Source organism: Microcoleus sp. A003_D6 (assembly GCF_036702825.1).
In the GTDB taxonomy this organism is placed as follows: Bacteria; Cyanobacteriota; Cyanobacteriia; order Cyanobacteriales; family Microcoleaceae; genus Microcoleus.
This window is the reverse complement of sequence record NZ_JAUBWA010000007.1, coordinates 25,504-37,775: the sequence shown is the minus strand read 5'-3', so window position 1 is coordinate 37,775 and position 12,272 is coordinate 25,504. Positions and strand designations below refer to the sequence as shown.

General features: G+C 46.5%; 13 protein-coding genes. 1 reads left to right on the top strand and 12 read right to left on the bottom strand.

Going from position 1 to position 12,272, the window contains the following annotated elements; translation table 11 throughout:
* Positions 1 to 19: 19 nt before the first annotated feature.
* The 8 genes from gloA to QUB70_RS03685 all read right to left on the bottom strand — a co-directional run bounded on the left by gloA (position 20) and on the right by QUB70_RS03685 (position 8,648).
* Positions 20 to 448 (bottom strand): lactoylglutathione lyase, encoded by a 429-nt coding sequence (gloA, locus tag QUB70_RS03720; RefSeq protein WP_332978404.1) that lies wholly within the window; start codon positions 446 to 448, stop codon positions 20 to 22.
* A 74-nt stretch (positions 449 to 522) separates the two neighbouring features.
* Positions 523 to 759 carry a hypothetical protein gene (locus QUB70_RS03715; protein ID WP_332978403.1) on the bottom strand — a complete coding sequence of 79 codons (237 nt, stop codon included), beginning with the start codon at positions 757 to 759 and terminating at the stop codon, positions 523 to 525.
* A gap of 241 nt (positions 760 to 1,000) precedes the next feature.
* Entirely contained in the window at positions 1,001 to 3,256 is a 2,256-nt protein-coding gene (locus QUB70_RS03710; protein ID WP_332978402.1) for a heavy metal translocating P-type ATPase, read from the bottom strand.
* A gap of 36 nt (positions 3,257 to 3,292) precedes the next feature.
* Entirely contained in the window at positions 3,293 to 3,568 is a 276-nt protein-coding gene (locus QUB70_RS03705; protein ID WP_442927698.1) for a heavy-metal-associated domain-containing protein, read from the bottom strand.
* 759 nt (positions 3,569 to 4,327) lie between these two features.
* Entirely contained in the window at positions 4,328 to 5,734 is a 1,407-nt protein-coding gene (locus tag QUB70_RS03700) for a SagB family peptide dehydrogenase (RefSeq protein ID WP_332978400.1), read from the bottom strand.
* Positions 5,735 to 5,742: 8 nt separating this feature from the next.
* Positions 5,743 to 7,986 carry a TOMM precursor leader peptide-binding protein gene (locus QUB70_RS03695; RefSeq protein WP_332978399.1) on the bottom strand — a complete coding sequence of 748 codons (2,244 nt, stop codon included), beginning with the start codon at positions 7,984 to 7,986 and terminating at the stop codon, positions 5,743 to 5,745.
* A 58-nt stretch (positions 7,987 to 8,044) separates the two neighbouring features.
* Positions 8,045 to 8,488, bottom strand: a complete 444-nt coding sequence (locus QUB70_RS03690) for an aspartyl protease family protein (protein ID WP_332978397.1) — start codon at positions 8,486 to 8,488, stop codon at positions 8,045 to 8,047.
* A 31-nt stretch (positions 8,489 to 8,519) separates the two neighbouring features.
* On the bottom strand, positions 8,520 to 8,648 hold the full coding sequence (locus QUB70_RS03685) for a hypothetical protein (protein WP_332978396.1): 129 nt from the start codon (positions 8,646 to 8,648) through the stop codon (positions 8,520 to 8,522).
* Between the two features lie 137 nt (positions 8,649 to 8,785).
* Between QUB70_RS03685 and QUB70_RS03680 the strand changes: the two genes are divergently transcribed.
* A complete protein-coding gene (locus QUB70_RS03680; protein ID WP_332978394.1) occupies positions 8,786 to 9,937 on the top strand; it encodes a Fic family protein in 1,152 nt (383 codons plus the stop codon).
* 262 nt (positions 9,938 to 10,199) lie between these two features.
* Here the strand turns inward: QUB70_RS03680 and QUB70_RS03675 are convergent, their stop codons facing one another.
* From QUB70_RS03675 to QUB70_RS03660, 4 genes are all read right to left on the bottom strand, one after another.
* Positions 10,200 to 10,442, bottom strand: coding sequence for a type II toxin-antitoxin system VapC family toxin (locus tag QUB70_RS03675; protein ID WP_332978393.1), 243 nt, complete (start codon positions 10,440 to 10,442; stop codon positions 10,200 to 10,202).
* A complete protein-coding gene (locus QUB70_RS03670) occupies positions 10,439 to 10,684 on the bottom strand; it encodes a type II toxin-antitoxin system Phd/YefM family antitoxin (protein WP_332978392.1) in 246 nt (81 codons plus the stop codon). The genes QUB70_RS03675 and QUB70_RS03670 overlap by 4 nt, the downstream gene beginning before the upstream one ends.
* A 351-nt stretch (positions 10,685 to 11,035) precedes the next feature.
* Positions 11,036 to 11,248, bottom strand: coding sequence for a hypothetical protein (locus QUB70_RS03665; RefSeq protein WP_332978390.1), 213 nt, complete (start codon positions 11,246 to 11,248; stop codon positions 11,036 to 11,038).
* A 184-nt stretch (positions 11,249 to 11,432) separates the two neighbouring features.
* Entirely contained in the window at positions 11,433 to 11,765 is a 333-nt protein-coding gene (locus QUB70_RS03660; protein WP_332978388.1) for a hypothetical protein, read from the bottom strand.
* Between the last annotated feature and the right edge of the window lie 507 nt (positions 11,766 to 12,272).

The following is a 12,272-nucleotide window of genomic DNA, read 5'->3' as shown; positions in this document are numbered from 1 at the left end:
CCTACGCAGACTGCGAAGACTAAGATGCTGCTTCCGCAGCTACTTTCTGACTGCTGCTGCTTTGATTTCCCAGTTGAATTAATTCAACTTTATATCCATCTGGATCTTCCACAAAAGCGATGACAGTTGAACCGTGCTTCATCGGCCCGGGTTCGCGAATAACTTTACCGCCGCGGGCTTTGATTTCATTGCAAGTAGCGTAAATGTCGTCAACGCCGATCGCAATATGACCGTAAGCATCCCCTAAATTGTACTCTGCGACGCCCCAGTTGTATGTTAATTCCAAAACTGTACTGTCGGATTCGTCGCCGTAGCCAACAAAAGCCAGAGTAAATTTACCGTCTGGATAGTCTTTTTGCCGCAGCAATTTCATCCCCAGAACCTCGGTGTAAAATTTGAGGGACTCTTCCAGGTTGCCGACTCGGAGCATCGTGTGTAGTAGTTGCATTTAGCTCACTCCAAATTTTTTAAGCTTCCTCAATTTTAGCGATATCTTGCTGGAAAAAACCGCGCCGACCAAGTTTACCTGGTTTTAGCTTTATTTTTACTGAACAAAAACCACCACAGTTCTAAACCAATTAATGTCAATCCGCCTGCTGTTACGCCAATTTTTAAACTTAACGGCTGTTCGATATGTCGAAATTGAGCGGTAGAATTTGAATGATGGATTGATATTTGATTTGCTCGAACTCCCGATGCAATTCCTATTATAATTCCTAAACTTCCGAGGCTTCCTAAGATTTGGCGTTGGTTCAACATTTTTCTAATTTCTCCTATGACTGATGACTGATGACTGATGACTGTTGACTGTTGACTGTTGACTAATGACTGATGACTAATAGACCTCTTGCAAAAATAACTAGGACGGGCAAGATGCCCATCCCACAAAATTTTTTTTCTTGTGGAATGGGCCGGAGAGCCCGTTCCAGAATTTGATTAAAAGGATTTTTGCAAGAGGTCTAATGACTGATGACTGATGACTGATGACTGATGACTAAGTTTATCCAATAGATTTGGCTTGAAAATTCCGTAACCGCAAAGCATTAGTAACTACCGAAAGTGAACTGAAAGCCATTGCTCCGCCGGCGATAATTGGATTGAGCAGCCAGCCGAAAATCGGGTACAAAATGCCAGCGGCGATCGGTATTCCAGCGATGTTGTAAATAAACGCAAAAAACAGATTTTCCCGAATATTTCGCATGGTGGCGCGGGAAAGTTGAATTGCTGTAACTATTCCTTGCAAGTCTCCTGAAATTAAGGTAATATCGCTGGCTGCGATCGCCACATCTGTGCCGGTGCCGATCGCAATTCCCACATCCGCTAAGGCCAAAGCCGGTGCATCGTTAATCCCATCTCCCACCATCGCGACAATTTTTCCTTCCCCTTGCAGGGCTTGGATTTGAGCTGCTTTTTGGTCGGGTCTAACTTCGGCAAAAATGCGAGTAATGCCAACGGATCGGGCGATCGACTCCGCCGTCGCGCGGTTGTCCCCAGTCAGCATCGCCACCTCCAAACCGAGTTTTTGAAGTGCTTTCACCGCCTGCGCTGACGACGGTTTGAGGGCGTCCGCAATGCCCAGAATTGCCTCTATTTTGCCCTCTACAGCCATCCAAACAACCGTTTTGCTCGCAGCTTCCAAAGCTCTGGCGCGCAGTTCCAGATATTCAGTATCGCAGCTTAGTTCCTGCATCCACCTCAGCGTTCCCAGGGCGATCGACTTTCCGCCTACAACCCCGCGCACGCCGCTTCCCGCGATCGCCTCAAAATCCTTAACATCCGTCAAATTAACCTCTTGAGATTGAGCGTATCTAACAACAGCTTCCCCCAAAGGATGCTCCGAATTTCGCTCTACAGACGCAGCAAATTGCAGCAACTTTAACTCATTGCTGTTCGCCGTTCCTTTAATTGTCACAAAATCAGTGACAGTCGGCTTGCCTTCTGTGAGAGTGCCAGTTTTATCTAACACGATAATTTGGATTTTATGAGCCAATTCTAAACTCTCTGCTCCTTTAATTAAAATCCCATTTTCTGCACCTTTACCCGTGCCGACCATCACAGCAGTCGGAGTCGCCAAACCCAAAGCGCAGGGACAGGCAATAATCAGCACTTCCACCATTGTCACAGTGGCTAGAGTGAAGTTTCCCGTCGCGTTAAACCAGATAATAAAAGTAGCTAAAGCGACGGCAATTACTGCGGGTACAAACCAACCAGTCACTTGGTCTGCTAACTTTTGAATCGGTGCTTTTGACCCCTGGGCGTCCTGCACCATCTTGACAATTTGAGCTAAAAATGTATCTTTGCCAACTCTTGTCGCCCGAAACTTGAAGCTGCCAGTTTTGTTAATTGTCGCTCCGATAACTTCGTCGCCGAGCTGCTTTTTGACAGGCAAACTTTCCCCCGTAACCATTGCTTCGTCTACCGTCGAAGAGCCTTCAATCACCTCTCCATCTACGGGGATTTGCTCGCCCGGCCGCACCTGCACGAGGTCGCCAATTTCCACTTGGGCTAATGGCACTTCCAACTCTTCCCCGTTGCGAATTATCCGAGCAGTTTTCGCTTGCAAACCCATGAGTTTCCGAATTGCCTCGGAAGTCTCTCCCTTCGCCCGATTTTCGATGGTTTTCCCCAACAAAATTAAGGCGATAACGCTAGCAGCAACTTCGTAGTAAACGCTAGGAGTCAAACCTTGGGCGGTGAAGAAACCCGGGAAAAATGTCACAAATACAGAATAAAAGTAAGCAGCACTCGTACCCAAAGCAATCAGGGTATCCATTGTTGCGACGCGCCGTTTTAGGGATTTCCAAGCTCCCACATAAAACGATTTGCCGCACCAAAATTGTACTGGTGATGTCAGCACTAATTGCAGCCAATAATTGTGCAGCCATGCGGGAATAAATGGCAGGTGCAAACCCGTCATCGCCGGAATAGCGCCCACAACCAGCAGGATGCTGATGATACCTGCACTCCAGAGTTTCCGCTGCAAGTTTTGAGATTCAGATTTGCGATCGGCTTGTTCGGAATCATCCTCACCCGCCGCCATTTCTTGAAGCGGCAAAGCTTGGTATCCCGCAGCATCAACAGCCGATTGAATTGTTTCTAAGTTGGTTTGCTTGGAGTCGTATTGGATGGTTGCTTGTTCCATGCCAAAATTTACATAACACTCAATTACGCCCGGAACCGATTGAATTGCTTGTTCGATAGAGGAAGCACAAGAAGCACAACTCATGCCCCGCAATTTAAGTGTGAGATTGTCCATAGATGCCCTCCTAAATTAGACAATTACCTTCAGTCTTTAAATAGCTGGATAGCCAGCAGATGCGATCGCTTTCCTAACTTCACTTTCCGACTTAGCGGTTTGAATCGCGACCAATTTTGTCTTGATATCCGCCTCAACAGCGGCGGCTGAGTCAATGGCTTGGACTGCTTTTGTTATTGTATTTGCACAAGCAGAACAAGCCATCTTGGGAACTTTTAGCTGTAAAGTCATAGTTTGAACCTCAGCAGAAACTACTCCGCTCAATAAATGAATTAACTCTATTGTAAAGTCTCCAGTTAGCAGGAGAGTCAAGAGGCAATTGCGAAATAAATCAGGAATTATGAAAAAAGTGGTTTGACACGCTACCCTGTAAAGGTGGGTGCTGAGCTTGGTTGAGAAGTCTGGGAGTTGATACGTGGCGGTGATGTGAATCGCTTCGGAGAAGGCTCTTTTTTATTTTTGGGAGCGAGGTTGTTTGAGGAATCTTTTTTAGGATAAGCTGTGGAGCATTTAAAATAGTATTAGACCTCTTGCAAAAGTCCTTTTAATCAAATTTTGGAACGGGCTCTCCGGCCCATTCCACAAGAAAAAAACTTTTTGTGGGATGGGCCGGAGAGCCCGTCCCAGATATTTTTGCAAGAGGTCTATTGTAGGGTGCCACGGCTCGTTTCTCGTTTCCCTTGCAAGCGTCAGTGTTCTAGCTGACGCACCCTACAGGCCTTGAGTCGGCCTGAATGGTTGCCAGAGAGTTATGATTTGGGTTCATAAAATCCATGTAAAATTTTGCATAAATTTGTAGGGGCGGGTTCGCCAAAATCTCTAATATAAACGCAAAATCTCTAAAACCCGCCCCCACCCCACAAATAACCCCAAACAACCATCCCCACCACACCGTTAAATTCAATTAATTGTTAATTGATGGGTGGGGTGGGGGCGGGTTTTTATCATTTGTCTATGGGTGGCAAAGATTTAGGCGAACCCGCCCCTACTGAAATCGCGGTCAATCAAGCGGACATGATATTACGCGGGAGGTCAAAAAGCGGGTTTCTGCATCAATATTTTCGGCTTTAATCACCGACTTCCTAATATAAACTCCCCTACGGAAGATTCTGCAAAATAATCGCACCCCGCCGCCGCTGCAAATAACTCGGAATTTCCCCCGCCAACTCCCGACGGCGCGAGATTCATCGCTGTTGCCACTAAATACATGGTTTGATACAAAACCCCAACGTGCTTTAATATTAGGCTGTAGGCCATTGATTCATAGCCCCAATTTACTCTCGAAAACCGAGAGGATAGCAGAATTAAAATCTGTGGTTCTACCTCTATTTGCACTGACAAACCTGCACTTTTTAGTAAGGTTTCTACCTGCTTTGTTTTGCCGGAAATTTTACAAAGTTGGTGCTCTTGGGGTGCATAATAATACAAGCCAGCATCTATGTTTTCACAGGAATTGATAGCTGTATAAATCTCTAAATCGTAGCAAGCGCCTCCGGTTGGATAAGGTCTATTGCTGCAATCCATGTTATCTCTGGGGACAATCTCGCGCAATCTCGCGGAACGATAGAGGAATTCTCCAAATTGTTCTACAGTAATCGGTTTTTTTCCGTGTTCCCGAATTGACTTTCTTGCTTCTAAAATTGCTGTAAAAGGTGTATCTGTTTGTTTTAAACTGTCGATGTCGGGTTTATACAGATTGATAATCTCGTTGGATGGTTTGGCTTTGAGTACGGGTGTGGGTTCGATTTGTCCTAAAAACCTGAAGGTTTTGCCAATTAGATTGGAATGGCGGCCGCCGCGACTGCGGGTGTGAAATAATAAATCGTGGAATTCCCATTGAGTTAGAGTTTCACTCTGTTCTAAGCTGATATCATCGTTAACAGGTGATAGCATTTCAGTAGTTAGCAAAAAGCTGATAAATAATCGGGCTGTGGCTTCAGAAATTCCGGGGATTTTGGTTAAATCGGAGATGGCTTTAGGTTGCGAAAGTTCGTTGATTAAAGCTGCGCTGCGCCAATCTTTGAGAATGATTTTTGCTTTGGAAAGGGGAGATTCGACAACTAGATGGGATTTTTCTGAGTGGCAATAGGCAAAGCGTGAAAGTTGGTATTGACTATCAGTAACTATTTCAGATAAATGCCATTTATAGGGTGTGGCTATGGGGACGACTGTAGCGATCGCACTTCCGTCAATTTCTAAACTGTGGTAAACTAAACCCAGGATGACAAATTGTTCTAGGTAGTAGTAGAATTTAGCGAGGGCGGAACTGCCATCGGTAGCAACTACCAGTTGAGTTAGGGCTTTTTCCGTTGCGCCTTCGGCACAAATAACTTTAATCGCGGCGGCGATTCCGGGGGAGAGTTTGCTGAGGTTGAATTCGATGTAGGGCGCTTTTAAAATTAAGCCTTTTTCCGGTTCCTCAACGATAGAAATCTCGGGCTTAAAAGAAAGGATGATTTGGGGGATGGTTTCACTCATAATTCAAATTAAAAGAATATGGGGAATGGGTTGATTTGTTGTTCTGGGATGGGTGCATTTAGCCAACCTAATTTCACCGGAATGTCGTAAAGTCGCCCCGGTGCTAAGCGTTTCCAAAAGTGCCGCATTCCTGGTACTATAACTTTGACAACATTTAAGCCAATGTCGGGCCGGGTTTGGTCTAAAACAAAGGTTTCTAAGCCTAATGTTTCAGCTATTTTTACGCACTTTTCAACGTCTGTTTTTAAATCGTCGCTGGCTAAGGGGGGATAGTCAGATAGCAATTTTAAAGGTTGAGAAGGATCGGGCGTTAAATAAGGTTTATTTTCTAGGGTGGCGGTTTTGTACCACTCGACGGTGAGGCCGTCGCACAGGCCGTAATTGGTGCTACCATCGGCGTTGAAAGTTAATACTGAGGGTAACGATTGGTTGACTTCTGTTAAGGCGCGAGACAGGGCAATTTGGGGGTCAAAATGTGCGCCAAAACCGAAGATGATGTCTTCGATTTCTCTGTCGGTGCGGTGAGAAAGGGCGGCAAAAACGGGGATGTTAAAATCGTTGGTGAGGTCTAAAACCCACAGAGTGCGCCCTATACTTTGATAGTAGTTTCTGAGTTCTTGAATGTAGGAATCGTTAAAGCTATCTAAATCAACGGCGGGGACTTTAACTCGATTGTACCACCACAAGGCGACGCTATCTCGCTCGACTAATTCCATAAATCCTTGCAAAATTGCTTCTTCTTTGGTATTGCCGGCGGCGGAACCGTTGGAGTCTGACCAACAGTCGGGTTTTTCGGGTTTGGGATAGCCGTAATAACAGTAAGCTGTGGGTAAATATTTGACTCGTTGATTAGTTAATGACCAAATTGGTGTCCAGTCAATTTCTCGGCTGGTATCGAAGGGTTCGGGGACTCTTTGAAAGAAGCTGGGACAGGTTCTATTCCATTCGTGGCGAGTTGTGTATTGTGTTTCACTAAATCCCATGCAATCATTCGGGTGAATGGCGGTTTCTCCCATTGTTTGATAGCTGCCTTTTTTGCAGATTTCGTCGCCTTGAAATACGCCGGAATATCTCTCAATGGCTTCTCCCAAGGCGCTGGCTTTGGCTTGTTCGTCGCTTTTGCCTTTGCCGGCACTTCTTCCCCGCAGGTTTTCTTTGAGGAAGAATAAGTCATCGAACATGGTGGCGAAATTGTGGCCGGCTAAGTAGTTTGGTGTTAAAGCATTGGTTGTTTGGGGAACTTTGAGCAAACCGCGCACAACTCCAGTTATCGGACTGATTTGGGTGTCAAATTTTTGCAGGGTTTCGGTTGGGGAAAAGCCGCGATGTCCGCCGTCGGCGGTAAAGGTTTTTTTCTGGCTTTGGAGGACGAAAGGTTGGATTTCTTGGGGCCCAGGTGAACCGCATTCGGGGCATTGCGGGCGTTTGGTTACGGTGTGGTTGGTGGTTTTGAGGGTTTTGGTGTCAAAGGCAACTATGGTGTTTTCTAATGTTTTATTATTGCCTTGGACGATCCATTTGGCTAGTTCTGCGGCGGCTAAATTTAAACCGATTTGTAAGGTGGAAGGTAGGTAAGATGGGGGATTTAATAAGGGTTTTGAGTAGTGTTTTTGACGCTGGATGAAGCTTTGGGTGGGCCGATTTGCTCTCAGGCGTTGGGCGAGACATTCCCAGCAGGCGGTGGTTTCGGGGTGGAAAATTGGTCCTATCCAAATTGTGGAACTTGTAGGCTTTACGAGTAGCCAAGGTTTGCCTGTTTGGAGGGCTTTTTGGTTGAATTCGCCCAGTTCTGGTTGCAGGTAATCGTCGGCTAGGATGACGGTGATATCTGCGGTGGTTGAGACTTGAATGCCGAGGGTTTCTAGGGCGCTAATGCAAGCTTCGGCTGGGATTTGGCTGTAGGAGATGACGGCAACTTTCAGGGATTGCAAGCGGGATGTGGCTTGTTGGGGGGAGATGTTTAACAGGGTATAAAAGGCGGCTGTTTCATCGGGGAGGGAGGTGTCGTTTTCGATCAGGTGGCCTTGTTTTTCGAGCAGGGCTAGGGTGTAGTAAATTTCTGGGGGTGAGGCTTGACCTCGCAGTTGGTTGACGATTTCGTCGGCGGTGTTGCGGCCGTTAATTAAGGGGGTTAATAGTTCGTAAAGGTGGCCTGAGAGGACGAAGGAATCTGACTCGGAGATTAGGAATACTCCGACTGATTTGACGATTTCGACTGTGAAGCAATTTTTAAACTTTGGTTGGTTGAGCATCCTGAAGGGTATTAATATAATTTTTGAATGGATCGATTTACTGAAGTTTGTATATCTTCTACAGAATTGTCAAGTACGTATCTACAGATTCAGAAGGTAAAACCCTTAAAGTTTGGTTGCGTAGGTCTGGTTCTAATCCCAAAGCTTCTAGGGGAATTACCCCGATCGAAGCATCTCGACCTCCTGGTAATTCTAAACATTCAAAAGTGCCTTCTCGACCACATAAAGATATTTTGGCATCCTGAAAAATTCGTGCTTTGCTAAGTCCAGTTGCAGTAGCAACATCTACTTCTTTAAGCAGTTCAAGACCGAGTTGTGCGATCGCCCAAGCTGGCAGGCATAATGTAGTTGCACCCGTATCTACCAAAACGTTATTTAGTGTGATGGAACGTATTTGATTGGGGGAAATCAGCCCTTTGGCTGCGTTAGCTTCATCAATACGATTTTTGACGGTCAGCGTTGTTAAAACTTTACCCATTGATTTGTCGGAAGTTACGTACATCGCGATTGAGCCTCCGAGTTTACTTATCTTATTACATTATGGCAGGAGGTAGGGGCATTTCACCAATCACCGTACCTTCAGGAACTCCACTTAACCAGGCCTGCGCGATCGCCTTTGACATTTCCTGTTCACTCGCCGTCAACTCTTGCAAAACTGACATAATATATTCCTCTGGTAGATACACCTAAATCTTGAGCGGTCAAATTGATAGAATTATTACACAACAGTCGCGTTCTCTTGTCAACCCCCTCTGGAAAACAACTCAGCCCGTTCAACGGCAAAGTATACTATTAGTACATGAGTTTTGTTCCCCGCTTTTCCTATAGTCACGATCTCGTCACGCATTTGGGAGTTATCGAGGCGGCGCGGGCTGTCATCGACGTGCTACCGCTGCCACCTGATACGACTCTACGCCTGCGCCACGATGCTTTGCAACGAAGTACCCGCAGTTCGACACAAATTGAGGGTAATCCCTTGGATGAAGCGGCGGTGCGACGTGCGATCGCGAGGAGTTCGCGCACTGGCAGTGATGCTGAACAGGAAGTCCGCAACTACTGGCGAGCCCTAGACCGAGTTGAAGAATTCGCTGAAGCCCAAACCCCGATTACAGAAGCATTTATCAAAGAACTGCACCGCATTGTTATTGTACGCGGTCGCGGGCGGCGGGGTAGCAAAAGCGAGTATCGCATTACAGAATGTCCGGTGGTGGATACAGTTACGCGGGCGATCGATTACGGGCCGCCTGAACCGGGGGACGTACCTGTGCTAATGCGGGAATTAGTCGATTGGCTATCTTCAACAGCAGCAGCAGAATTGTCAGCCCCTATCCGTGCGGCTATCCTCACCCACCGCTTCCTCAGCATCCACCCATTTAACGACGGGAACGGTCGCACGGGGAGACTTCTGGCTACTGCTGAACTGTGGCGTTCCGGCTACCGAATGCGGGGGTTTTTCTCGTTTGATGAGTATTTTAATGCCGATCGCGATCGCTATTACAGTTCTTTGCAGATGGGGCTACCAGTGGACTTTTATGAAGGTCGCCATGACCCAGACCATACTCCCTGGCTGGTTTATTTTGTGGAGACGATGGCCCGTGCGGCGGATGAACTGCAAGCTAAAGCTAAATCTCTTTATCAAGGTGCTGCTGCTGATGCCTTACCCTGGGAAGAACTATCGCGTCGTTCTCAGCAACTCCTCACGCGACTTTTGGCAAGGGTTTTGGATGGAGTGGAAAATCCCTTTGTTATCGGTGTTTCAGATGTTGCGCCCTGGTTTGGGATTTCGGACAAGACTGCCCGCGAATGGCTGCAAGAGTGGACTGAAGATAATTTGATTTATCCGGTTTTGGTGGGTTCTGGGGCAAGAGTCCGCAGTTACGCACTAGCTGACGAGTGGATCTCTGCTGGTTTCAAAATAACGGAAGCGATTTCGGAAAATAGCGGAAGTTAATTTGGGCATTTTGCCCCTAATTCCAGGGGGTGTTACGAATTTCCAAGGGTTGTAGCTGTTATGACTCAAAAAATAAGGGAAGTAGGTTCGGAAAAATAAGGACTATTAATTGTCACCCGGAAGACGGCGACCAGCTAATCAGCCCTTGTAGGGTGCGTCGCTACCAACAATTCTCGTTACTTACTTTCGATTCGACCAGCGACGCACCCTACTACTGCGGTTGAGATTTAGAGAGTTTTGTAGGGTGCGTCGCTGTGAGAGGTTAAATGGAACTTGTAGGTTGACTGGTGGCGACGCACCTTACTTGCGACAAGATTGTGTGTACCGTATATACATGGAATCTGCTGTATCCCGATCGCAACTTTATACCTATTTCCCAAATACTAGCAACAGAAAACCACAATTCGTTCGTTTCATCAACAATTTGTACGATCGCCTCCTCGCTCAATCTTTCTGGTTGGGCAAACCACCACAACCAACACTGCGTATCCAACAAAAGCTTCACTTTTCCTCTCCCTCGAATGCTGCCAAAATCTCTTTTGGTAAAGGAGCGTTAAAGTCCTCTGGCACAATAAATATCCCTCGATCTTGCCCTAAACTAAGTCGCCGATTGGATGAACTACGAAACGGAACTAACTTTGCTATTGGGATAGATCCGTTTGAAATAATGATTTCTTCTCCAAGTTCTACACGGGATAATAGTTCTGAGAGATTCGTTTTAGCTCGATCGATATTTACGGTTTCCATACTCTTAAAAATTTAAATCTATAAATTAAGTATAGTCGATCGCCCGAAAAGCTAAATCTCTTCGATCGCCCCCGCTGCAACTAGAGAGTTCCACTTAACCATGCCTGGGCGATCGCCTTTGACATTTCCTGTTCACTCGCCGTCAACTCTTGTTGCAAAACTGACATAATGTATTCCTCTGTTAGATAAACCTAATCTTGTTCGGGCAATTAATTGCCAAAATACAACAGTCGCGTCCTTTTGTCAACCCCAGAAACACCAACTCTTCTGAAGCGGCCCCGCTGTGACTAGACAAGCGGGGCCGAAAAACTGGCAAGCTACGGGTGCAGCTTGAGACAAGCTAAAGGAACTTTAGGAGCAACAGATCCTAAGTCCGCCTGGTAATATCTCAGTCCGCCCATCAATCCAATTGCTAATCTGTTCCTCTATCAAATTATCGGGTTTCGCAGGCAATGGCATTTCACCAATCATCGTACCTTCAGCAACACCACTTAACCAAGCCAGGGCGATCGCCTTTGACATTTCCAGTTCGCTAACCGTCAACTCTTGTTGCAAAACTGACATAATATATTCCTCTGGTAGATGGAGTTAATCTTGTTCGGGCAATTAATTGCAAAAATACAGCAGTCGCATCCGCTTGTCAACCCCAGAAACACCAACTCTCCTGAAGTGGCCCCGCTGTGACTAGACAAGCGGGGCCGAAAAACTGGCAAGCTAAAGGTGCAGCTTGAGACAAGCTAAAGGGACTTTAGGAGCAACAGGCATTAATTCCGCCTGGGAATGTCTTAGCCCGCCCCTCAAGCCAACTGCTAATCTCTGCGTCTGTCAGATTATCGGGTTTGGGAGGTAGGGGCAGTTCGTAAATAACCGTCTCCCCTTCAGTACCTCGAAGGACGGGAACTGCATTCGGACTCTGATTTACTTGGACTTCTACGAAATCTTCCAGAATTAACCCATTGTCTCGCAGCGTGGCTGCGGGCTCGTTGAGTAGGCGGTTATACAAAGCTTCGTCCAACCATGCTTGAGCAATCAGTCGGGCTATTTGTGCTTCCCAACTTTTCCAATCCTGGGGAAATGCCATAATTGTCTCCTGGTTCCCTTTTTTGGGAAATATAGATTTTGCTTTTATTATATGATAGATGCGTTCTCTACAGTTTCGATCCGCAACTACTGACCGCGCCCTGCCTTACAGTCGGCAAAGCCCAACGCTTCGGAGTCTAGGCAACTGGCTATCGCCCTTTTTCGATCGATAGAAATAATATCATTTCCCTTTGACTGGGAATTGTATCATCCTCAATGCTGTAGGGGCGGGTTCGCCAACCATAATCGCCAAAAACAAACAATCTCGAAAACCCGCCCCACCCAACGAACAATCATCATCCACATTGTAATATTCGATGCAAATTTCTGGTTGATGTGGGCGGTTGGTGGGGTTGGGCGGGTTTATTTAGATTGTTGGTTATCGTTATATATTGTTGGCGAACCCGCCCCTACAGCCTTTTGATGGGCGATTGGTGGGGTTGGGCGGGTTTATTTAGATTGTTGGTTATCGTTATATATTGTTGGCGAACCCGCCCCTACAGCCTTT

Coding starts and splice junctions, on each gene's coding strand:
- gloA (WP_332978404.1), bottom strand. CDS start 448: ATGCAACTACTACACACGATGCTCCGAGTCGGCAACCTGGAAGAGTCC.
- QUB70_RS03715 (WP_332978403.1), bottom strand. CDS start 759: ATGTTGAACCAACGCCAAATCTTAGGAAGCCTCGGAAGTTTAGGAATT.
- QUB70_RS03710 (WP_332978402.1), bottom strand. CDS start 3,256: ATGGACAATCTCACACTTAAATTGCGGGGCATGAGTTGTGCTTCTTGT.
- QUB70_RS03700 (WP_332978400.1), bottom strand. CDS start 5,734: ATGAGTGAAACCATCCCCCAAATCATCCTTTCTTTTAAGCCCGAGATT.
- QUB70_RS03695 (WP_332978399.1), bottom strand. CDS start 7,986: ATGCTCAACCAACCAAAGTTTAAAAATTGCTTCACAGTCGAAATCGTC.
- QUB70_RS03690 (WP_332978397.1), bottom strand. CDS start 8,488: ATGTACGTAACTTCCGACAAATCAATGGGTAAAGTTTTAACAACGCTG.
- QUB70_RS03685 (WP_332978396.1), bottom strand. CDS start 8,648: ATGTCAGTTTTGCAAGAGTTGACGGCGAGTGAACAGGAAATGTCAAAG.
- QUB70_RS03680 (WP_332978394.1), top strand. CDS start 8,786: ATGAGTTTTGTTCCCCGCTTTTCCTATAGTCACGATCTCGTCACGCAT.
- QUB70_RS03670 (WP_332978392.1), bottom strand. CDS start 10,684: ATGGAAACCGTAAATATCGATCGAGCTAAAACGAATCTCTCAGAACTA.
- QUB70_RS03665 (WP_332978390.1), bottom strand. CDS start 11,248: ATGTCAGTTTTGCAACAAGAGTTGACGGTTAGCGAACTGGAAATGTCA.
- QUB70_RS03660 (WP_332978388.1), bottom strand. CDS start 11,765: ATGGCATTTCCCCAGGATTGGAAAAGTTGGGAAGCACAAATAGCCCGA.